This window comes from Nocardia sp. NBC_00565 (assembly GCF_036345915.1).
In the GTDB taxonomy this organism is placed as follows: domain Bacteria; phylum Actinomycetota; class Actinomycetes; order Mycobacteriales; family Mycobacteriaceae; genus Nocardia.
The window spans coordinates 6,837,654-6,859,221 of the sequence record NZ_CP107785.1 but is presented as its reverse complement, the minus strand read 5'-3'; the positions used below and the strand labels follow the sequence as shown (position 1 = coordinate 6,859,221).

The window sequence follows — 21,568 nt, the reverse complement described above, 5'->3', positions numbered from 1 at the left end:
ATCCGCTGTGCGATGTTCAGCGAGTAGACATAGCACTGCAGGGCCGAATAGTGAGCGGCTGAGTTTGCGGCGCTCCTCGTCCGTGCCTCCCGGTGCGGCGGCGGGCCAGGTTTCGTAGCCTGCGCCGGTGGGATTGCGCCGAGTTCGCAGGGCTGTTATTCGCCTGGTACGTGAATAACGAGACCGCCGGCGACACCGTGATCAATAACACCCGTGTACCTCGCGAAACCGCATAACCGGACCGCCGCTGACCTGCGCTTAGTGCTCGAGCGAGGATAGAGAAGAATCCGGTGTGGTTACCGCCGCGCAATCTGGGGCGGGCGTTGTGAAATGTTGCCGCAACGCTCGGATTCTAGGGTGGCGGCAGCGGTCAGTGGAGCGAGGTGTGGCGTGGATCTGGACACGATTCGAGATGTTGTCGTGGCGCGGGAGCGGGCCGACCTGGCTTTCGTCGGCGGGTCGTGTGCAGTGCTCGCGGGTGGGACGTTTTTGTTCTCCGAACCGCAGGACGGATTGGATCGGCTGGTCGATATCACCGGGCTGGGGTGGCCCGCGTTGACGGCGACTGCCGAGGGGTTGGAAATCGCCGCGACGTGCACGTTGGCGGAGTTCGCCGGGGCTGTGCCGGGGCGGGAGCTGGGGGTGGAGGTTTTGCGGACGGAGTGGCCGGGGACCGGGTTGTTCGCGCCGGCGTGTCGAGCATTGGTCGCGTCACACAAGATCTGGCGGACCGCGACCGTGGGCGGGAACCTGTGTCTGTCGTTGCCTGCGGGCGCGGTGGCGGCGGCGTTGGTGGCGTTGGACGGTGTGGCGCTGGTGTGGTCGCCGGATGGTACCGATCGGCGGATTCCGTTGCGGGAGTTCATTGTCGGGCCGGGGCGTAACGTGCTGATCACGGGTGAGGTGTTGCGATCGATCACCGTGCCGACGCGAAGTCTGTTCGCGCGCACTGCTTTCCGGAAGATTGCGCTGGCGCCGCTCGGCCGTTCGGGGGCGGTCGTCATGGGGCGTCGTGAGGTGGACGGTCGGTGCGCGTTCGCCGTCACCGCCGCCACCAGCCGACCCGTTGTGCTGGATTTTGATGCGACGCCCAGCGATTCCGAAGTGTCGGCCGCGATCCAGGCGATCGATCCGACACTGTGGTTCGACGATCCGCACGGGGCACCGGACTGGCGCTGCCACGTCAGTGGCGTGCTGGCGCGGGAGGTGGCCGCGCAGCTACGCGCCGAAGTCGGTGATTCGCAATGAAGTTCGAGGTAGACGGCAAGACCGTGCGGGCCGAGCCGCGCCCGGGTCAATGCCTGCGCACGCTGCTGCGCGAACAGGGCGTCTTCGCCGTGAAGAAGGGTTGCGATGCGGGGGACTGCGGCGCCTGCACGGTTCAACTCGACGGTGTGCCGGTGCACTCCTGCGTCATTCCCGCCTACCGTGCCGCCGATCGCACCATCACCACCGCCTCCGGCCTCGGCACCGTCGAGGAGCCGCATCCGGTTCAACAGCGATTCATGGACGCCGCCGCCTTCCAATGCGGCTTCTGCACCGCGGGCATGGTGGTCACCGCCGCGGGCCTCGGCTGCGGCGGACCGGCGGCCCCGGATGCGGGAGCGTTACCCGAGCTCATGAAGGGAAACCTGTGCCGCTGCACCGGCTATCGCGCGATCGCCGATGCGCTGACCGGTACTGCCCGCCCGGATTCTGCCGATGCACTCGGCGACGCCGCGACCGTCGGACTCGATCAGGATGCGGTCTCGGCGGACAGGCGAGTTCGCGGCAGTACGGCCGAGTCGCCGATCAGCCCCGGTGTGACCGTCGGCCCCGGTGTGACCGCCGGTCCCGGTGTGACCGCCGGTCCCGGTGTGACCGCCGGCCCCGGTGTGACCGTCGGTTCCGGTACGACAGTGGGCACCGGCGCGGCGGTCGGCCAGGCCCCGGCGCACGATGTCACTTCAGCGGAGCACACCGCATTCGGACAGACAGGCACCAGCATCGGTGCGCCCGCCGGACCCCAGATCGTCACGGGCACTGAACCGTTCACCTTCGACGTCGCTCCACAGGATGCGGCACCCACTGCGGATGCCTCCGTCGCGCCGCCCACGGCCCCATTGCATATCGCGGTCCTCCAGAGCCCACATCCGCACGCGCGCATCGTGTCGATCGATCCCACTTCGGCCGAGGCGCTACCCGGCGTGCATGCGGTATTCACCTACGCAGACGCTCCTGATATCGCGTTTTCGACTGCGCGCCACGAACTTCGGGCCGACGACCCGGATGACACCTATGTCCTCGATCGCACGGTCCGATTCGTCGGCCAGCGGGTCGCCGCCGTAGTCGCGGACAGCCTGGATATCGCCCGCGCGGGCTGCCGCGCGCTACAAGTCGAATACGACGTCCTGTCCGCGGTATTCGATCCGGCCGACGCACTGCTTCCAGACGCTCCGAAACTGCACGCCGGAAAGCCGGATTCGGCCCGGATCGCCGACGCGGATCGAAATCTGGTCGCCGAGGTACACGGCGAGGTCGGCGATATCGAGACGGAGCTGGCCGGAGCCGCGTACGTGGTCAGCGGCGTGTGGCAGTCACCGCGCGGCCAGCACGTGCACCTCGAAACCCACGGCGGGATCGGCTGGTTGGACGAGGACGGCAGGCTGGTCATTCGCTGCAGCACCCAGGTGCCGTTCTTGGTGCGCGACGAACTGTGCCAGCTTTTCGAACTGCCACGCGAACGCGTGCGAGTATTCGCCAAGCGGGTCGGCGGCGGGTTCGGCGCCAAGCAGGAGATGCTGGCCGAGGATCTGATCGCGTTGGCAGTGCTGCGAACCGGGCGACCGGTGCAGTACGAGTTCACCCGATCCGACGAATTCACCAGCGCCACTTGCCGTCATCCGATGCGAGTCGCGGTGACCGCGGGCGCGAACGCCGACGGCCTGCTCACCGCGCTCTCGATCGACGTGCTCGCCGACGCCGGTGCCTACGGCAACCACAGTGCGGGCGTGATGTTCCACGGCGTCGGCGAATCCGTTGAGGTCTATCGCTGCGCGAACAAACGCGTCGACGCGAAGACGGTCTACACCAACAACATTCCCTCCGGCGCGTTCCGCGGCTACGGCCTCGGTCAGATCATCTTCGGCGTCGAGTCGGCCATGGATGAACTCGCGCGCGCACTCGGCATCGACCCGTTCGAATTCCGCCGCCGCAATGTCGTGGTTCCCGGCGACACCTTCGTCGGCGCCGAAGTGGACCAGAGCGACCTGGGTTTCGGCAGCTACGGCCTCGATCAATGCCTGGACCTGACCGAGCGAGCCTTGCTGCGCGGCAATAGTGTTCCCGCGCCCGGCCCGGACTGGCGGGTGGGCACCGGCATGGCGCTGGCCATGATCGCCACCATCCCACCGCGCGGCCACCGGTCCGAGGCGACCGCCACCCTGCTCCCCGACGGGCGCTACGAGATCCGGGTCGGCACAGTGGAATTCGGCAATGGCACCACAACGGTGCACGCCCAGCTCGCGGCAACGGCGTTGGACACCGATGTGCGCCGCATCGTCATTCGCCAGTCGGACACCGATGTGGTCGGCCACGACACCGGCGCCTTCGGTTCGACCGGCATCACGGTCGCGGGCCGGGCCTCCTATGCCGCGGCCGTTGCATTGCGCGAGCACATCCTGGTCCGCGCGGCGAAGCTGACCGGTCGAGCCGAATCGGAGTGCGTCCTGGATCCCGAGGGCGTCCGCTGCGGTGATCGGCTCATCGGGGTCACCAAACTCCTGGCCGATGGCGAACTGTCCGGGCACGGTGCGCACGCGGGCAGCCCGCGCTCGGTCAGCTTCAATGTGCAGGCCTTCCGGGTCGCCGTGCATCCGGAGACTGGTTCGGTGCGCATCCTGCAGTCCGTCCAGGCCGCCGACGCGGGCACGGTGCTCAACCCGGTGCAGTGCCGCGGCCAGGTGGAGGGCGGTGTCGCGCAGGCCATCGGCACCGCGCTCTACGAGGACATGCGTGCCGAACAGGGCGTGGTAACCACCCAGACGCTGCGGCACTATCACATCCCGCAGCTCGCCGATCTGCCGCGCACCGAGGTCTACTTCGCGGAAACCGCCGATGACCTGGGCCCGCTCGGTGCCAAGTCGATGAGCGAATCCCCGTACAATCCGGTCGCCCCCGCGCTGGCAAATGCGATCCGCGATGCTGTCGGGGTACGACAGACCCGTTTGCCGATGACGGCCGACCGGATCTGGCGAGCCCTTCAGGAAGGAGATCCAGGGTGAGCGCCATACGGCTACCCGAGAACGTCCGCGCCCGCATCGACGCGATACTCGACACGGTCGATGCCGAACTGCGCACCCGGTATCCGGGCCCGGACGACCGGATCCAGCCGATCCACACCGCCTACGTGCCGGCGGACCGCGCGACCGCCGAAACCCCCGCCGAATGGGGTGCGGCGGCGATTGAGCTGCTCGACCGCCACCACGACCTGCTGGCCACACTCGACGGCACCGAGGCGCTGCCTGCCGTACGCGAACAGCTCGAGCGGCACCCGATCCAGGATCTGCGCATCGACTTCGAGGACGGCTACGGGTTCCGCGCCGACGCCGAAGAGGACAAGGCCGCGACCAATGCGGGCACGGTGCTCGCCGAGTGGGCGAAGCAAGCCGGTGGGCCGACCAGTCTCGGCATCCGGATGAAGGGCCTGGCGGGCGCCGAACGCAACCGCGCCTTGCGCACCCTCGAGTTGGTGCTCGATGCGGCAGGCGGTGTGCCAGCGGGTTTCGTGTTCACCGTCCCGAAGATCCGTGCGGCGGAACAGGCTTCGGCACTCGTGGCGCTGTGCGAGGGCTTCGAGCGCGGCTCCGGCCTCGCTGCGGGCACGCTGCGGTTCGAACTGCAGATCGAGAGCCCGCAGGCGATCATCGCCGCCGACGGCAGTGTCCCGATCGCCAAGATGCTGACGCTCGCCGAAGGTCGCTGCAGCGCACTGCATTTCGGCACCTACGACTACACGGCCGCCTGTGGCATCGCCGCGCCCGATCAGGCGCTCGACCACCCTGCGGCCGACTATGCGAAGTCGGTCATGCAGGTGGCCGCGGCCCAGACCGGCGTGTGGATCTGTGACGGCTCCACCCAGATCGTCCCGGACCGCGATCCCGAAGCCGCACTGCGCAACCATCATCGGCTGGTCGGCCGGGCGCTGCGCCTGGGCTACTACCAGGGCTGGGATATGCACCCGGGCCACCTGATCACCCGCTGGCTGGCCACCTACGAGTTCTTCCGGCAGGCGATCGATGTGGCGGTCCCGCGTTTGGTCGCCTACCTCGATCGGCGCTCCGGTGGCGTAATGGATGAGCCCGCCACCGCGGAAGCCTTGGCGGCCACCGTCTTACGCGGCGTGAACTGCGGTGCCCGCACCGCCGACGAGCTGCGCTCGCTCGCACCCGTATTGACCCCTGACGTGCTGCGCGCATTGGTTGCCCGCGCGCCGATTCCGCAGGAAGCCGTGTGAGATGCGGCCATACAACAAGCCACGACGGGGTGGCACTGTGAGTTCGCGCGGCATCGGCTATTCGACGGCGGCGCGGGGCAATCGGTGTGGCACGAACCAGATGCGGGATTCCCGCGTGACGCAGGAGAACTCATGAGCGAAGCATCGCGCAGCGATTCAATGAGGGGCGGTGGTCGGGCGACGGGTGGGCGCGATCCGGAAGACTTCACGCTCCTACCCGATCTCGCTGTCCGCCCGTTGGGCGGCTCGGTGATCTGGGCCAATGACGAATTCTTCGCGGAGAAGGAGAATTTGATCAATCCGGGTCCGTCGGAGTACCGGCCGTCGACCTTCGGGCACAAGGGCCAGATCTACGACGGCTGGGAGACCCGTAGGCACCGCGGTCGCCCCGGCGACGACTCCGCCATCGTGCGCCTCGGCGTACCCGGGGTGATCCGCGGCATCGTGGTGGACACCGCCTGGTTCAAAGGCAACTATCCGCCCGCGGTGTCGGTCTCCGCGCTGGAGATCGACGGCTACCCGCCCGCGGAAACCATTGCCGAGCGCGACGATTGGGTGGCCCTGATCGACCGTGCCGCGGTCACCGGTGACAGCCGCAACCCGTTCGTCATCGAGAACGAAAAGCGTTGGACCCATGTGAAACTCACCATGCATCCGGATGGCGGTGTGGCCCGCCTGCGCGTGCACGGCGAGGGCAGGCCCGACCAACGGCTGCTCGGCCTCGGCCCGCTGGATCTGGCCGCGCTGGAGAACGGCGCGCTGGTCCTGGACTGCTCCAACCGTTTCTACAGTTCGCCGAATCAACTGCTCTATCCCGGTCTGGCGCGAAAGATGGGCGACGGCTGGGAAACCGCGCGTCGCCGCGACGACAGCAATGACTGGGTGCACATCCGCCTCGCCGGTCCCGGCCTCATCCGGCTCGCCGAGATCGATACGTCGTACTTCCTCGGCAACAGTCCCGGTTCGGCCCGGCTCACCGGCCGCACCAATGACGGCACCGAACTGGAGCTGCTACCGCGCACCGAGCTGCTGCCGGATACCCGGCACCGCTTCGCGATCGCGCCGATGGCGGCGTCGGTGGAGGAGGTCCGCCTGGATATCTATCCCGACGGCGGTCTCGCGCGGCTGCGTTTGTACGGGGAGTTGGGCGAATGAGCGAGCGGGATTTCGTCGGTTACGGTCCGACACCACCGGATCCGAAATGGCCGGGCGGAGCCAAGATCGCGGTGCAATTCGTCCTCAATTACGAGGAGGGCGCGGAGAACAACGTGCTCGACGGCGACCCGCATTCGGAGACCTTCCTCTCGGAAATGACTCCGGCGCAGGCCTTCCCAAATCGCCACATGAGCATGGAATCGCTCTATGAGTACGGTTCGCGGGCTGGGCTCTGGCGTGTCCTGCGCGCCTTCGAACGCCGCGGCCTACCGCTGACCATCTTCGCGGTCGCCCGCGCCATGCAGCGAAATCCGGAGGCGGTCGCGGCTTTTCAGGAGCTCGGCCACGAAATCGCCAGTCACGGTCTGCGCTGGAAGTCCTACCAACTCGCCGACCGCGACACCGAGCGCGCGCATATGGCCGAGGCCGTGCGCATCCTCACCGAACTCACCGGTGCGGTCCCGCGTGGCTGGTACACCGGCCGCGATTCCCCGCAGACCAGGGAATTGGTCGTCGAGCACGGCGGTTTCGCCTACGACTCCGACTCCTACGCCGACGACCTCCCCTACTGGGTAACCATCCACGGCCGCAACCACTTGGTCGTCCCGTACACCCTCGACACCAATGACATGCGCTTCGCCTCACCCGCGGGCTTCCCCAGCGGCGACCAATTCTTCTCCCACCTCCGCGACGCCTTCGACACTCTCTATCGCGAAGGCGCCGAGGGCAGCCCGAAAATGCTCTCGATCGGTCTGCACTGCCGCATCGTCGGCCGCCCCGCCCGCATCGCCGCCCTGGAACACTTCCTCGACCACGTCCAATCCCACCCCGACGTCTGGATTCCCCGCCGCATCGACATAGCCGAACACTGGCGCGAAACCCACCCGCCGAGCCCCAATTACCGGTAGACCGCTGCTAAGCGAACAGGTTTCGGACGAAGGGGACCGAATCCGATAGTGACGCGTTCACCGTTCCGCTGTGATCCTCGGGATAGGTGTGCAAGGTGACCGGCTGCCGGTTGGCCTGCAGCACCGCTGCGAATCGCAGCGTCTCGGGCGTGATCACATCGGTGTCGCGCAGGCCCTGCCCCATGAACAGCGGCTTGTCGTAACCGGATTCGGGCAGACCCAGGTATCCGGACAATAGTTCGTGCAGGTTCGGAATCTGCGCCAGCGGTCGCGCGAAGAGGTCACCGACCACCACGCCGTTCGCGCCGAGTTCATCGCCGAGCGGGCCGATGCACGCCTCGCGCGCCCGGGCGAGCCAGTCGCGACCGGAGTCGGTCAGATACGACTCGATGTCGAGCGCGGGGTAGGTGGTGCGCAGTCCGTTGAGGATGTAGAGCACGTACGCGGTGGTGTGCGACGACAGCTCGACCGGCGGCACATGCGGCCCCAGCGGCAGCAGAATGTCATCGATATAGGCGGGCACTCCGGTGCCGACCGCGCCGCGATAATCGAGTTCGGGTCCGCCGAATTCGGTGGCGTAGCGCGCGGTGTACACGGCCGCGCCGCCGCCCTGCGACTGTCCGACAACCACCCATTTCTTCGCCAGCGAGGAATACTGCCCGGTCGCGGCCTTGACCGCGTCGACGACATTGTGTGCCTCCACGATGCCGTTGAGGTAGGGATGTTCGCCGGGCGTGCCGAGTCCGGCGTAGTCCGCGGCCACGATCGCATAGCCCTGCTCCAGCCACGTCCCCAGATACGCCCAGTCCCGTGCGACCGCACCGGGTCCGGCGATGCTGTAGGCACAGTCGTCCCCGAGCCCGACCGTGCCGTGCGCCCACGCGATCACGGGCCAACCGCCCGCCGGGGGCGCGCCGGGCGGGAAGTAGACCGCGGCGCTGGCCACCGTCGGCGCATCGTTGGCGGTGGTGGTCGAGTACAAGATGCGGCCGGCATCCACCGAACCTGGCGGGGTCGCGGCCGGAGCCAGCGGCGCCACCGATTCGACAATGCCCGGATCGGCCCCCGCCACGGGTGGATACAGCAGGCTCGCGAGGGCGATCGCCGTGGTGAACCACAGTTTCCGCATGACGCTCCTATCGGGCGCCCGCACAACGAACTGGACGCCCTGTCCGAGAGTTGGAAATTCGCCTCAGTCTGCCCGATCGGCCGATCGGCCTTCCGTCGGAGGTGGTGGCGGCCACATGGGCGCTTGTGAAGGTTCTCACAACCCGGAATGTCGGGCGGGTCGGATGACCGCTCATCCCGTGATCGCTAACAGTACGGGCGTTACGCTAAAACCGCATGTCAGGGCTACCGGCGGGTAGGTTTCACTCTTGCAATTCGCGAGCTAATTTCGCAAAGTTGGCAAAGACCTGTTGAAACCTAGCTCGGATTCACACTTGCAACAGGTAGACGGCTATTTCCTGGTGTGCCATCGTGTGAAAGTACACCCCATGGGCCTAGCAAGCCTGCAAATTGCCGCCACAGCAGTTCGAGCGATGCTCGGCCGTGGGGCACCGAAACGAAGAAGTGGAGTCAGAGATGTCGAACGCCGGCACCCCGAAGACCGCTGCGGAGATCCAGCAGGATTGGGACACCAACCCCCGCTGGAAGGGCATCACCCGCAACTACACCGCCGAGCAGGTGTCGAAGCTGCAGGGCACCGTCGTCGAAGAGGCCACCCTCGCCCGTCGCGGCTCGGAGATCCTCTGGGATCTCGTCAACAACGAGGACTACATCAACTCCCTCGGCGCCCTGACCGGCAACATGGCGGTCCAGCAGGTCCGCGCCGGCCTGCAGGCCATCTACCTGTCGGGTTGGCAGGTCGCCGGTGACGCGAACCTCTCCGGCCACACCTACCCCGACCAGTCGCTGTACCCGGCCAACTCGGTCCCGGCCGTTGTGCGTCGCATCAACAACGCGCTGCTTCGTGCCGACGAGATCGCCAAGGTCGAGGGTGACACCTCGGTCAAGAACTGGCTGGCCCCGATCGTCGCCGACGCCGAGGCCGGTTTCGGTGGCGCGCTGAACGCCTACGAACTGCAGAAGGCCATGATCGCCGCCGGTGCCGCCGGCGTGCACTGGGAGGACCAGCTGGCCTCCGAGAAGAAGTGTGGCCACCTGGGCGGCAAGGTGCTGATCCCGACCCAGCAGCACATCCGCACGCTGACCTCCGCGCGTCTGGCCTCCGATGTCGCCGACGTGCCGTCGGTGATCATCGCCCGCACCGACGCCGAGGCCGCCACCCTGATCACCTCGGACGTGGACGAGCGTGACCGTGAGTTCCTGGACGGCACTCGCACCCCCGAGGGCTTCTACGGTGTGAAGAACGGCATCGAGCCCTGCATCGCGCGTGCCAAGGCCTACGCCCCCTACTCCGACCTCATCTGGATGGAGACCGGCGTGCCGGACCTCGAGGTCGCGCGCAAGTTCGCCGAGGCCGTCCGCGGCGAGTTCCCGGACCAGCTGCTGGCCTACAACTGCTCGCCGTCCTTCAACTGGAAGGCGCACCTGGACGACGCGACCATCGCGAAGTTCCAGCGTGAGCTCGGCGCGATGGGCTTCAAGTTCCAGTTCATCACCCTGGCCGGCTTCCACTCGCTCAACTACGGCATGTTCGACCTGGCCTACGGCTACGCCCGCGAGGGTATGACCGCCTTCGTCGACCTGCAGGAGCGCGAGTTCAAGGCCGCCGCCGAGCGTGGCTTCACCGCCGTCAAGCACCAGCGTGAGGTCGGTGCCGGCTACTTCGACACCATCGCCACCACCGTGGACCCGAACACCTCGACGGCCGCCCTGAAGGGCTCCACCGAAGAGGGCCAGTTCCACTGAGCTGAGCTACACGATGGCCATCGCGTGGTCGGTCGAACAACGGGGTGTACCGCCGTTCGACGCTGAACCGACCACCACGGAGCGAGTCTTACGAGCGACCGTTCGCGGCCCGTCTCGCGTCCGAGTCGTCGAAGCGCATGCGACGCAGTCGCGAGTCTCGACGGCTCGGACGCGAGACATCGGGGGGCCGCGAACACGCAGCGCCGAAGGCGCTGCAATCAGATAGAGCCCTCCCCGCTGAACAGCCCCAGCGGGGAGGGCATCGCCCTATACCTTGGACCATCGAAGGCTTGCTCACATCAGAGCGACACCTTCACCAGCCACCCGACAGCCAGACAAAACAGCAGGAGCGGGACGTGAGCAGCGAGAAGATTCAGCGCGTCGGCATCATCGGTGCCGGACAGATGGGTGCCGGAATCGCGGAGGTGTGTGCCAGGGCGCATATCGATGTGCTCGTCTACGAACAGACTCGGGAACTAGCCGCGGCGGGCCGCGCCCGCATCCTGCGCTCGCTCGACCGCGGCGTGAGCAGCGGCAAGATCACCGAGCGGGAGCGCGAGCAGGCCGCTTGGCGACTGCGGTTCACCTCCGACCTCGGCGACTTCGCCGACCGCCAGCTGGTGGTCGAGGCGGTGCTCGAGGACGAGAAGGTGAAGACCGCCATCTTCGCCGAGCTCGACAAGGTCGTCACCGATCCGGACGCCGTGCTGGCCTCCAACACCTCCTCCATCCCGATCATGAAGATCGCGGTCGCCACCTCGAATCCCGAGCGCGTGGTCGGCATGCACTTCTTCAACCCGGTGCCGGTGCTGCCGCTGGTCGAGCTGGTCACCACGCTCAAGACCAGCGAGTCGGTTTCCAAGCGCGCCGAGGCCTTCGCCGGTGACGTGCTCGACAAGCAGGTCGTGCGCTCGGCCGACCGCTCCGGTTTCGTGGTCAACGCACTGCTGGTGCCGTACCTGCTCTCGTCCATCCGGATGGTCGAGTCGGGCTTCGCCACCAAGGAAGACGTCGACAAGGCCATGGTGCTCGGCTGTGCCCACCCGATGGGCCCGCTGGCGCTGACCGATCTGGTCGGTCTGGACACCGTGAAGTCGATCGCGGACTCCATGTACCAGGAGTTCAAGGAGCCGCTGTACTCCGCCCCGCCGCTGCTGATGCGCATGGTCGAGGCGGGTCTGCTCGGCAAGAAGACCGGCGCGGGTTTCTACCAGTACAACCGGGCATAAGCTGTTTTCACCGTGCCGCGCGTGGGGTCGGTGACTTCGGTACCTGCGCAAGCACCACGGAGCGAGTCTTACGAGCGACCCGTTCGCGGCCGGTTCGCTTCCGAGTACTCGAAGCGCATGCGCCGCAGGCGCGAGTCTCGAGTGCTCGGAAGCGAACCTTGGGGGCCGCGAACACGCCGCGCCCGCGCGGCCAAAAATACAGCAAGGGAGTACCCCGCTCATGGTCAACGTCCAGGACGGTTACGGGTCGAGCATTCTCGGCTACCCGAGGATCGGGCCGCACCGGGAACTCAAGCGGGCCCTCGAGAGCTATTGGCGTGGCGGGATCTCCCGCGACGAGTTGCTCGCGGTGGGGCGCGAAATCCAGGAGCGCCAGTACAACGGTCTGGCCGCGACCGGGTTGACCCAGGTGCCGGGCAACACCTTCTCCTTCTATGACCATGTGCTCGATAACGCGCTGCTCTTCGGCGCGGTGCCGAGCCGGTTCGAGCCGTTCCAGGACGAGCTGCACCCGCTGGACTTCTACTTCCTGATGGCGCGCGGCCGCCCGGATCTGCCGCCGCTCGAGCTGGTGCGCTTATTCGGCACCAACTACCACTACCGCCAGCCCGAACTCGATGGGTCCACCGAATTCTCGCTGCATCCCGAGGCGCTGCTCGACGAGTGGGATCGGGCCAAGGCCGCCGATATCGAACTGCGACCCGTTGTGCTCGGTCCGGTTTCGCTGTTGCTGCTGTCCAAGGCGGGCCATATCCCCGGTGAGACAGGCGGTTTCGACACGCTGAGCCTGCTCGATAAGCTGCTTCCGGTCTACGAGGAGCTGTTCGAGATCCTCGCCAAGCGCGGGTCCACCTGCGTGCAGCTGGACGAGCCGTGCTTCACCAGCGAGCGCAGCCCGGCCGAACTCGCCGCGTTCGAGCGGGCCTACCAACGACTTTCGACCTCGGCGCTGCGTCCGCGCATGCTGGTCACCGGCCAGTACGGCGATTTCGGTGAGGCACTGCGGATCCTGGCCGAGACCAATGTCGAGGCCATCGGCCTCGATCTGGCGGCGTACCGGATTCAGCCGGAAGAGCTCGCCGAGATTCCCGGCATTCGTCGTAAGCGCTTGTACGCGGGCGTGATCAGCGGCGTCAATGTGTGGCGCGCGGATCGTTTCGTCACGCTCGAATACCTCAACTCGCTGGCCGAGGTCTGCCCGGATCTGGTGGTCTCCACCGGTACGACGCTGCTGCATGTGCCCTATGACGTGCTCGCCGAATACGATATCGAGGGCAATGTCGCCGACCGGCTCGCCTTCGCGCGGCAGAAGGTGGGCGAGGTGGTTTCGCTCGCCAAGGCGCTCACCGAGGGGCCGTCGGACAAGTGGCGCAGGCGGCCCACCGAGGTGCACTTCAAGCAGAAACACGCGGTGCGGCAACGGGTTTACGCGATCACGCCCGATATGCGCTCGCGCGAACCGTACGAGGTGCGCCGCGAAGCCCAGCAGCGCAAGCTGAATCTGCCGCTGGTGCCCGCCACCACGCTGGGTTCCTTCCCGCAGACCGGCAAGCTTCGCCAGGCCCGCCACGACCTCGGCGAGGGCAAGCTGTCCTACGACGAATACCGCAAGAAGGTCGAGGCCGAGATCGAGGCCACCATCCGGCTGCAGGAAGATATCGGCCTGGATGTGCTCGTGCACGGCGAGCACGAGCGCAACGACATGATCCAGTACTTCGCCGAGTTGCTCGACGGCTTCGCGACCACGCATTTCGGTTGGGTGCAGGTGTACGGATCCCGTTGCGTGCGACCGCCGATCATCTATGGCGATGTCGCGCGGCCGGCGCCGATGTCGGTCGAGTGGATGAGCTATGCCCAGTCCTTGACCGCCAAACCGGTCAAGGGCATGATCACCGGTCCGGTCACCATGATCGCGCGTTCGTTCGTGCGTCAGGACCAGCCGCTGTACGAGACCGCCGATCAGGTGGCGCTCGCCATTCGCGACGAGGTGGTGGATCTGGAGCGTGCGGGGATTTCGATCATTCAGGTCGACGAGCCCGCCATTCGCGAGCTGCTACCCATGCGCCCGGCGGGGCGCGCGCAGTACCTGCGCTGGGCGGTCGGGGCATTTCGGCTGGCCACATCCGGTGTGCAGCCGGAAACCCAGATCCATACGCACATCGGCTATTCCGGTCGTACCGAGGTGGTCGATGCGATCGAGGAGCTCGATGCCGACGTCACCGCGATCGTCGCCACCCGCTCGATCGAATGGGTCCTCACGGCGCTCAAGGAGGACTCCGCCTCCGGCCACGGCCTGAGTCACGGCGCAGGCCCGGGCGTCTACGAAAGTCGTTCGGCGCGTATCCCGGACATCGATGAGCTCGACGAATTGCTCACCGCCGCAGCGGAAGCCGTCACTCCGGAACGCCTGTGGGCGAATCCGGACGGTGGGTTGAAGACACGCCACTACTGGCAGTTGGAGCCGTCGCTGCGCAATCTGGTCGCGGCCGCGCGCCGGGTTCGTCGGCGGGCGACTGCGGCGGAGTAGTACCTGCTGAGGCCGCCTCCATATCTCATGGCATGGAGGCGTGCCGCGCCCGGTGTTCTGATGCCGGGCCGCGCGCGCGAAGATCGAATCGACACCGCGGTACTCGCCGCGGCCCGAGACTTGTCCAGCGCCACCGCCGCATCCAGCACTGCTGGACCGTATCGGTCAGTGGCTGAGGGTGGCTACGACGAGCATGAAGGTGGCGCCGGTGACGGTGCAGGCGAGGGTGAGGCGGGAGGGGTGTTCGGCGTGGGCTTCGGGGAGGATGTCGGCGGTGGCGAGGTAGAGCAGGAAGCCCGCGAAATAGCCGAGGTAGAGGCCGACGGTGTCGGCGGGGACGCGGATGACGGTGCCGATGACCGCGCCGACCACCGGCGCGATGGCGTCCAGGGCGAGCAGGGTGAGGGCGCGTTTGCGGGCGTTGCCATAGAGGGTGGTGATGGTGAAAGTGTTGAAACCGTCGGCGAAGTCGTGACAGATGACGGCGATGGCGACCGCGACACCGACGGTGGCTCCGGCTTGGAAACCCAAACCGATGCCGAGTCCGTCGAGGGTGCTGTGGAAGATGAGTCCGGCGGCGGCGAGTAGGCCGACGGATTCGAAACCGTGCTTGTGCGAACCGAATTCGCCCTCGTGGCCGGTGTGGATGGCGACCGCGCGTTCGATGACGTGGATGGTGAGGAACCCGAAAACGGTGGCGATGAGCGCCGCCGGAACGCCGAGCACGATCTGCCCCGACTGTTTCAGCGCCTCCGGTAGCAGGTCGAAGAACACGACACCCAACATGACGCCGGCCGCCAGTCCGAGCACCAGGTGTTTGCGGTCGCCGATCCGGACCGCGACGAAGCCGCCGACCAGCGTCGAGCACATCGAGGCCAGTGCCAGCAGAATCGCCATCGCTCCAGCATCTGTCACCGGTCCGCGCCGCGATGCGATATCCGCCCGGCGAGTTCGCTGGGCACTCGCACAACATCGGCCCCGTCGAGGCGATGTATCGGTACTGGGCAGCAGTCGCGAATGGGATATCTCGCGGACGACGATGGCGGCTAGTCGAGAAATGTAGTATTGCAAGGCATTTCTTCTACCTCGCTATCTTCTCTATCTCGAACGCTAGTCGGCTTGATACTGATTACTTCGTCTTTGTCCAGGTCGTCGTATTCCACGAGCCAGCCGTGTTCGTCAACCCCGCACAGCGAACCGTCCGCGCGGTGGTACAGCGGGGTGCTATCCGCGGGAGCCCGCTCCAACTTTAACCGGGTGTCTTCGTGGAAGGCCGCGAGTAGCGTCTTCACCGAAGGGGCGATGTCGTTCTGCCGCCTGCGCTCGATCTCGGACACCACGGCTAAACGTCCGTGGTGGGGGCTGGAAGGTCTGTCTTGCAGAACATGGCGGCCCAATAGTCCACGCGCACTGCATTCCAGAGATCAAGATGACCGCGGAAAGCCTCTCGAGCTTCCCATAAGTCCGGCGGGCCGTCGAATACCACCAAGCCTGGACCTGCGGCGGGCAGCGTTGAACCGCTGGGCCATCGGCGGCCTGGTGACGCGTCAGCCCGATTCTGGATGCGGAGAACTTGGCAATCGTGACGCCACAACTGCCAGGTGGCGACCTTCCGGCCGTCCGGTGATTCGGTGGTACGCAATCGATCTCGGCGCATCATTCCTCCACGCGGCTGGCACGCCCGATGCCGGGGGTTGTTTCTGCACCCCGGCACCGGGACGATTTCATGGGGCCTGCCCACTCGCGGACCGCGTCCGCGAACCGCTCCACCACATCCGAGGGTGCGCCTGGGTAGGCGCGTGGTGGCCCAGAGAACGGATTACGTTGCGGAAGCTCGTTGTTCGGCATCTGCCGACCTCCGGTGCATCGACTATGGCTGAGGTGCGCCCGGCCCCTGAGAAAACCATCCTCGATGAGGGAAGTCAGGAGAGTTGTCTCTCCGGAGCGCGTATCCATCACACCTCTGGACAGTCAAAATGGCTTTGCCAGCTTGGAGATTCGGCAAAATTGCCCTAAATCCCCTGAGCTAGTGCCAGACTGGCCAAGATGGGTTGCCAAAATGATCACGCCACCTTGCCAAACTGAACACGAAAAGGAGCCGGCGAGATGGCTGACGACGCCTCACGCAAGGCGCTCCCGCGCCGTCAGCTCGGTCGGTACCTGCGCAAGCAGCGCACCGCGGAAGGGCTGACTCTCGCGGCAGTCGCCAAGCCGATGGAGTGGAGCATCAGCAAGCTCGGTCGGATCGAACGAGGAGAGGAAGGCAAGATCCGGAAAGCCGATGTCCAGCAGCTGTGCGACATTCTCGGCTTCGGCGAGGAGCGGACTGCGGTCATGGTCGGGCTCGCTCAACAAGCTGACGTGAAGAGTTGGTGGCACGCGTTCGGCGATCTCATCCCCGACGGATTCGTCATGTACGTCGATCTGGAGTGGACGGCGGACGCGATGACGATCTACCGGCCTGACCTGATGCCCGGTTTGCTACAGACCGCCGCTTATGCGCGCGCACTTGATCGGATCTGGTTTCCTCATGACTCCGAGGAGGAGCAGGAGGGCCGCATTCGGGTTCGAATGGAACGACAGGCAGTTATCACCCGAAAGACGAACCCGACGAAAGTTGATGTGGTGCTCCACGAGTCGGTACTCCACACCATCGTCGGCAGTCCGGCAACGATGGCAGGGCAGCTGCGTCACCTCGCGGATATGAGTACCAAGGACAATGTGGGAATCCGCATACTTCCATACTCTGCCGGGGTCCCGCTTGGCGCACCGATCGGCCCATTTGTGATCTTGGACTTCGCGCCCGACGACGAAGGTGTTACCGAGCCGACCGTAATCTACGTCGAGAACTACACCGGTGACATGTACCTTGAGCGTGCGGCGGATGTCGCGGGTTACCGTAGAGCGTCCGCGACGATCCAGCATGCAGCGCTGGACGCCGTTAGCAGCCGGACCATGCTCCGGACGAAAGCAAGGGAGTATCTGTCGTGATCGTTGATCTGTCCGGGGCGAACTGGTTCAAGAGCAGCCGTAGCTCGGCGGGCAAGGAATGTGTTGAGGTCGCATTCCTCGATGACGGTCAGGTTGGGGTCCGTGACTCGAAGAACCCGACCGGACCGGCGCTGGTCTTCACTCCCGGCGAGTGGGATGCGTTTGTCGGTGGTGCGCGCGATGGCGAGTTCGATCGACCCTAGCCTGCGAGAGGTATAGCAAGTAGATACCTATTGTGAACGGTCGCAACGGAGTTCATCGCGTGACCGACAAGTACGACGTTGACCTGTCCGGCACTCAGTGGTTCAAGAGCAGGCCACAGCGACACAGGGGGACAGTGTGTGGAAGTAGCGCATCTCGAGGACGCATGGTCGGCGTACGAGATTCCAAGAACCGTACTGGTCCGGCGCTGGTGTTCACGCCCGGCGAGTGGGATGCCTTTGCCGCTGGCGTAGCAGCCGAAGAGTTCGAGTGTCCGTAGTCGCGCTCACGTAGGCGGAGTTGCTGAGCCCGGTCCGAGGGACGGACCGGGCTTTATCTCTATCCTCGATACACCTCGGTCGATTAACTTGACATCGGACGGACCGGGTGTCGCACTTTCATCAGTGCAGGTGGCTCGGCCAGCACAGGATCGCTGAATGTAGCGAATCTGCCTTGGCGCGAGGGGATTTCGAGCGATCATGGAACGCGACTGAGTAGGCCGCGACAGGAGAGGGGCACTGGAATGGAAACCGGCACAGTGTGGCGATGGAAGCCGCGTAACGGCACCGGCGTGATCAAGCTGGATGACGCCGACAGCACGCTCGTGTGGTTTCACCTGTCGGACGCTCGCGGGGATCTCAACATCACGACGATCGCCGAAGGACTACCGGTCGATGTCGAGCCGATTCCACAGGGGGAATACACATGTCGAGCCAAGTCGGTACACCGAAGCAACTGATACTCGCCGCTCCGGCCGCCGCCGCGAGCGTCCTTACCGCGGCTGCGGGCCCGGCAAACGCAGTCTCACCGAAATGGACGTCGCCACAGCATAATCCGCCTTCGACTGGGTCTGGCCCGCAGTGGCCGTGGTCGAGTCCGTATTTCCCGGAATGTTGGACCGCAGCAATGGTGGCCTGATCTTCGCCGCCGGTCTGTCCAGCGTCCGCCCCATGCTGCCGATGCTCGGCCAACTCGCCCTCGCAATTACGCCCTCACCGTTGCTTTGATTCTCGACGAATCTCAGCATTTCCGGGCTTTCGGCCGGAAAGGTCCGTAACGGTGTCACCGCGGCACGAGGGCTGCGGTGTCCTGATGACGGTCTCTCGCTTCTGTCCGCGATTGCGGGTTTCGCCACCAGCCCGCTCGCCCGCGGCCTTGCGGCTACCGGCGGTGGCGCGGGTCTTGCGGTCGGCTCCACGAGGTTTCGGCGCTGACGCGCCCAGGTCTGCGGCCACTCCGCTACCTGTCGTGCAGTGCAACGTCAACGCGGCGAGGTTACGTGCGGCGTTCACGTCCCGGTCGAGTACGAGCGGGCATTCGTCGCAGGTGAATACCCGGACATGCAGCGGTAGTTTGGCTTTCACCGCGCCACAGCCCGAGCAGGTTTTGGACGAGGGGAACCAGCGGTCAGCGACATGCACCGCACCGCCGCTCCACTCGGATTTATAGGTGAGTTGTCGTCGAATCTCCCCGAATCCGGCATCGGCGATCTTGCGTGCCAGCCGTCGATTGCGCAGCATCCCAGCGACGTTGAGGTCTTCGACCACCATGGCGCCGTACTCGGTTGCGATGCTGGTGGTGAGCTTGTGGACAGCATCGGTGCGCAGGTTCGCCACCCGGTGATGTACCCGGTTGCGTTCCGCATTCGCCTTACGCCAGCGCGTGGACGGCTTCTGCCCGGTGCGCCGGTCTGGGCCTCTGCGCCGCGATACGCGACGGGACAGACGCCGCAGGCGCTCGAGGTTGGTGTCGTAGTGCTTCGGGTTCGGGAGGTAGCGGATCTCCCCATCGGAGTCGGCCGTGACCGCGAGCGTCGTGACACCCAGATCTACACCGACCGTGACATCAGGGCGGGCCGGTCGGGTGGGCTCCCGCTCGACCTCGACCTGAAATGACACGAACCACCGTCCCCGCACATACCGGACAGTCGCGGACAGGACCCGTGCGGTGCCGTTCTCGAGACGCCGCGCGAGCTTGCGGGTGGATTCGTGGGTTCGGATAGCACCGAGCCTCGGCAGGGTCACGTGGCGGCGGTCGGCGTCGACCCGGATGGTTCCGGTGGTGAACCGGCACGTCAATGGTGCTGTGTGCTTGGACTTGCGGCGCGGCAATCCCATCCGCGTGCCCTTGCGTCGACCACGTTTGGATGTCGCGTAGTTGTCGAACGCGGTCGCGGCGTTGGCCAAACCGGTGGAATACGCCTCCTTGGAGTTCTCGGCCCACCAGGACGCGAACCGCGGATCGGTGTGTTTAACCTGGTTGAACGCTTTCCGCAGGGCGGGTAGCGACCACCGACGCCAGTCGGTCAGCTCGGCCTCGGCAATGCCGTAGGACTGTTCGGCTTTGCGTTGAGACCACGATGCCGATACCCACGACACCGCCCAGTTGTAGGCGGCGCGAGCCGCACCGCAATGCGAGCGCAGCGCGTGTTCCTGACCTACGTTCGGGTCCAGCGCGTACCGGTATGCCTGCACCACGAAACCCGGTCGAGGCTCGAATCTTTTCACGGCTCCCCCCTCACCGGTGCCCACCCGTCGTGGCCGATGGCGCGGCGGTCGTAGCGACAGCGACTCCCCCGCCCGAATGCATGTTCGAAGCCTACATTGGGTGATCACTGGATGGAACGCGAATACCCGTGTGAATTACACGTGTTCAAGTTGATCGTGTTCCACAGCGGCCGGGTACCGACAACACACCCCCGATCTTGCACCCCACATCTCACGGTCGACAAACACAGAGGAACACCGAGAAACGCTGACGAACAGCACAACAGTTCTCACCCCTCACCGTCGGTGGCCTGGTAGAACGCGGCGATATCAACGCTATGGTCACCGCTGGCCCGGCCGAGTATGGAATCGCCGACGGGCACGCTCTCGACCCAGACCGGATCGCGGACACGGTCTGGGCCATGTATCAGACGCGGGACCGCGCCGAGGAGGTGTTCGACCGCCCTCAGCGGGTGATGTCTACTCGGTCGGTGGCCGCCCGCGGCCGGTGAGACGAATGGTCAACTGCCGGATCCACTTTCGTTGTTTCTTCGGTGGTGGCGGCTTATCGGTATCCGCTTCGACGTCGTAGTGGCGGATGTAGGCACCGGAAAAGGCCTGCACGGTCGCGGTGACCGGAATCGCGAGCAGCGCACCGGTCGGACCGAGTATCGCCGCACCCGCGATAACCGCGCCGAAGGCGACGGCTGGATGCATATCCAGCGTGGTCGCGGTGATTCTCGGCTGCAGGACATAGTTTTCGAACTGCTGGTACACCACGATGAAGCCGAGAATCCACAGCGCGTCCGCCGGGCTGTGCACCAGCGCGACCAGCACCGGCAGCGCACCGGCGAGATAGGTGCCGACCGTCGGAATGAACTGCGAGACAACGCCGACCCACAGCGCGAGCGCGAACGCGGACGGCACATCCAGCACCCGCAGCGCGACGTAATGCGCGATGGCCGAACAGAGTGCGAGCAATCCGCGCGAATAGATGTAGCCGCCGGTCTTTTCGACGGCGATATCCCAGGCCCGCAGCACCGGGCGCTGCCGGTGCGGCGGCAACAGCGAGCAAACGGCATTGCGGAACCGTGGGCCGTCGGCGGCGAAGTAGTAGGTGAACAGCAGTACGCCGAGCGCCTGGAAGATCGCACCGATCGCAGCGGTCCCGATACCCCACGCATTGCCCGCCAACCCGACCAGATACTTGTCGATGGTCGAGCTCCAGTCCGTGGCGTACTTCTCGATATCCTCACCCGAGATATCGGTCTTGAAGGTGCGATTCACCCACTGGACCACGTCATCGGCATAGTCGGGTGCGTTCTTGACCAGCGCGGTGACCTGATCGACGAGCAACGCGCCGAGCGTCCAGATGAATGCGACGGAAGCGACTGTCACCACCAGAAACACCAGTCCGGTCGCCGCCCCACGCCGCATTCCGCGCGCCGCGAGCCAGTTCACCGCGGGTTCGATCGCGAACGCCAGGAACAGCGAAACCAGCAGCACGAGCAGGAATCCCTGCAGCTTCTGCAGCATCCAGAAGCCGAACACCAGCCCGGCCACCGTCGCCGCGGCGAGCAGGAACGCACGCAACAGCCACGGCGGCGGCCCGGCCGTCACATCGGCGGTGACCACAGCGGTATCGGTGACCGTCGCATCATTGTCGGGCGGCGATTGATCTTCATCCGCGGGCACATCGCCAA

At 65.8% G+C, this 21,568-nt stretch carries 18 protein-coding genes; 13 read left to right on the top strand and 5 right to left on the bottom strand.

The genetic code is table 11. The features are described 5' to 3' along the window. The first annotated feature begins 390 nt into the window (after positions 1 to 390). From OG874_RS31515 to puuE, 5 genes are all read left to right on the top strand, one after another. On the top strand, positions 391 to 1,248 hold the full coding sequence (locus tag OG874_RS31515; RefSeq protein ID WP_330250714.1) for an FAD binding domain-containing protein: 858 nt from the start codon (positions 391 to 393) through the stop codon (positions 1,246 to 1,248). Then, positions 1,245 to 4,262, top strand: a complete 3,018-nt coding sequence (locus OG874_RS31510) for a molybdopterin-dependent oxidoreductase (protein WP_330250713.1) — start codon at positions 1,245 to 1,247, stop codon at positions 4,260 to 4,262. The genes OG874_RS31515 and OG874_RS31510 overlap by 4 nt, the downstream gene beginning before the upstream one ends. Then, positions 4,259 to 5,494 (top strand): DUF6986 family protein, encoded by a 1,236-nt coding sequence (locus OG874_RS31505; RefSeq protein ID WP_330250712.1) that lies wholly within the window; start codon positions 4,259 to 4,261, stop codon positions 5,492 to 5,494. Before OG874_RS31510 ends, OG874_RS31505 begins: the two co-directional genes overlap by 4 nt. Before the next feature lie 159 nt (positions 5,495 to 5,653). Next, the gene (gene alc, locus OG874_RS31500; RefSeq protein ID WP_330257502.1) at positions 5,654 to 6,649 is read left to right on the top strand and encodes an allantoicase; all 996 of its coding nucleotides are present in this window, start codon (positions 5,654 to 5,656) and stop codon (positions 6,647 to 6,649) included. Then, positions 6,646 to 7,557 carry an allantoinase PuuE gene (gene puuE / locus OG874_RS31495; protein ID WP_330250711.1) on the top strand — a complete coding sequence of 304 codons (912 nt, stop codon included), beginning with the start codon at positions 6,646 to 6,648 and terminating at the stop codon, positions 7,555 to 7,557. Before alc ends, puuE begins: the two co-directional genes overlap by 4 nt. Before the next feature lie 7 nt (positions 7,558 to 7,564). Here the strand turns inward: puuE and OG874_RS31490 are convergent, their stop codons facing one another. Next, positions 7,565 to 8,686, bottom strand: a complete 1,122-nt coding sequence (locus tag OG874_RS31490) for an alpha/beta hydrolase family protein (protein ID WP_330250710.1) — start codon at positions 8,684 to 8,686, stop codon at positions 7,565 to 7,567. Positions 8,687 to 9,141: 455 nt separating this feature from the next. Between OG874_RS31490 and aceA the strand changes: the two genes are divergently transcribed. The 3 genes from aceA to metE all read left to right on the top strand — a co-directional run bounded on the left by aceA (position 9,142) and on the right by metE (position 14,187). Continuing rightward, on the top strand, positions 9,142 to 10,431 hold the full coding sequence (gene aceA, locus OG874_RS31485; protein WP_330250709.1) for an isocitrate lyase: 1,290 nt from the start codon (positions 9,142 to 9,144) through the stop codon (positions 10,429 to 10,431). Positions 10,432 to 10,787: 356 nt separating this feature from the next. Continuing rightward, positions 10,788 to 11,660: a 3-hydroxybutyryl-CoA dehydrogenase gene (locus tag OG874_RS31480; protein ID WP_330250708.1), complete on the top strand. Its 873-nt coding sequence runs from the start codon at positions 10,788 to 10,790 to the stop codon at positions 11,658 to 11,660. Positions 11,661 to 11,880: 220 nt separating this feature from the next. Then, positions 11,881 to 14,187 carry a 5-methyltetrahydropteroyltriglutamate--homocysteine S-methyltransferase gene (metE, locus tag OG874_RS31475; RefSeq protein ID WP_330250707.1) on the top strand — a complete coding sequence of 769 codons (2,307 nt, stop codon included), beginning with the start codon at positions 11,881 to 11,883 and terminating at the stop codon, positions 14,185 to 14,187. A gap of 165 nt (positions 14,188 to 14,352) precedes the next feature. Here the strand turns inward: metE and OG874_RS31470 are convergent, their stop codons facing one another. Together OG874_RS31470 and OG874_RS31465 are read right to left on the bottom strand one after the other, a co-directional pair. After that, positions 14,353 to 15,084: a ZIP family metal transporter gene (locus OG874_RS31470; RefSeq protein WP_330250706.1), complete on the bottom strand. Its 732-nt coding sequence runs from the start codon at positions 15,082 to 15,084 to the stop codon at positions 14,353 to 14,355. Positions 15,085 to 15,233: 149 nt separating this feature from the next. Then, on the bottom strand, positions 15,234 to 15,524 hold the full coding sequence (locus tag OG874_RS31465) for a hypothetical protein (RefSeq protein WP_330250705.1): 291 nt from the start codon (positions 15,522 to 15,524) through the stop codon (positions 15,234 to 15,236). A gap of 769 nt (positions 15,525 to 16,293) precedes the next feature. On the opposite strand from OG874_RS31465, the gene OG874_RS31460 reads away from it, so the two are divergent. The 5 genes from OG874_RS31460 (at position 16,294) to OG874_RS31440 (ending at position 18,386) form a co-directional block, all read left to right on the top strand. Beyond that, positions 16,294 to 17,178, top strand: a complete 885-nt coding sequence (locus OG874_RS31460) for a helix-turn-helix domain-containing protein (RefSeq protein ID WP_330250704.1) — start codon at positions 16,294 to 16,296, stop codon at positions 17,176 to 17,178. Beyond that, positions 17,175 to 17,381 carry a DUF397 domain-containing protein gene (locus OG874_RS31455; RefSeq protein WP_330250703.1) on the top strand — a complete coding sequence of 69 codons (207 nt, stop codon included), beginning with the start codon at positions 17,175 to 17,177 and terminating at the stop codon, positions 17,379 to 17,381. The genes OG874_RS31460 and OG874_RS31455 overlap by 4 nt, the downstream gene beginning before the upstream one ends. 32 nt (positions 17,382 to 17,413) lie before the next feature. Beyond that, entirely contained in the window at positions 17,414 to 17,659 is a 246-nt protein-coding gene (locus OG874_RS31450; protein WP_330250702.1) for a DUF397 domain-containing protein, read from the top strand. A 243-nt stretch (positions 17,660 to 17,902) separates the two neighbouring features. Then, on the top strand, positions 17,903 to 18,118 hold the full coding sequence (locus OG874_RS31445; protein WP_330250701.1) for a hypothetical protein: 216 nt from the start codon (positions 17,903 to 17,905) through the stop codon (positions 18,116 to 18,118). Between the two features lie 127 nt (positions 18,119 to 18,245). Continuing rightward, positions 18,246 to 18,386 carry a hypothetical protein gene (locus tag OG874_RS31440; RefSeq protein WP_330250700.1) on the top strand — a complete coding sequence of 47 codons (141 nt, stop codon included), beginning with the start codon at positions 18,246 to 18,248 and terminating at the stop codon, positions 18,384 to 18,386. Here OG874_RS31440 and tnpB read toward each other — a convergent pair. After that, a complete protein-coding gene (gene tnpB / locus OG874_RS31435) occupies positions 18,372 to 19,886 on the bottom strand; it encodes an IS607 family element RNA-guided endonuclease TnpB (RefSeq protein ID WP_330250699.1) in 1,515 nt (504 codons plus the stop codon). The two genes, OG874_RS31440 and tnpB, sit on opposite strands and share 15 nt — an antisense overlap. 459 nt (positions 19,887 to 20,345) lie before the next feature. Continuing rightward, positions 20,346 to 21,560, bottom strand: coding sequence for an AI-2E family transporter (locus OG874_RS31430; RefSeq protein WP_330250698.1), 1,215 nt, complete (start codon positions 21,558 to 21,560; stop codon positions 20,346 to 20,348). Positions 21,561 to 21,568 lie beyond the last annotated feature (8 nt).

What these genes read in the sequence shown, in the direction of transcription:
- OG874_RS31510 (WP_330250713.1), top strand. Translation starts at nt 1,245, where the DNA reads ATGAAGTTCGAGGTAGACGGCAAGACCGTGCGGGCCGAGCCGCGCCCG.
- alc (WP_330257502.1), top strand. Translation starts at nt 5,654, where the DNA reads ATGAGGGGCGGTGGTCGGGCGACGGGTGGGCGCGATCCGGAAGACTTC.
- puuE (WP_330250711.1), top strand. Translation starts at nt 6,646, where the DNA reads ATGAGCGAGCGGGATTTCGTCGGTTACGGTCCGACACCACCGGATCCG.
- OG874_RS31490 (WP_330250710.1), bottom strand. Translation starts at nt 8,686, where the DNA reads ATGCGGAAACTGTGGTTCACCACGGCGATCGCCCTCGCGAGCCTGCTG.
- aceA (WP_330250709.1), top strand. Translation starts at nt 9,142, where the DNA reads ATGTCGAACGCCGGCACCCCGAAGACCGCTGCGGAGATCCAGCAGGAT.
- metE (WP_330250707.1), top strand. Translation starts at nt 11,881, where the DNA reads ATGGTCAACGTCCAGGACGGTTACGGGTCGAGCATTCTCGGCTACCCG.
- OG874_RS31470 (WP_330250706.1), bottom strand. Translation starts at nt 15,084, where the DNA reads ATGGCGATTCTGCTGGCACTGGCCTCGATGTGCTCGACGCTGGTCGGC.
- OG874_RS31460 (WP_330250704.1), top strand. Translation starts at nt 16,294, where the DNA reads ATGGCTGACGACGCCTCACGCAAGGCGCTCCCGCGCCGTCAGCTCGGT.
- OG874_RS31445 (WP_330250701.1), top strand. Translation starts at nt 17,903, where the DNA reads ATGGAAACCGGCACAGTGTGGCGATGGAAGCCGCGTAACGGCACCGGC.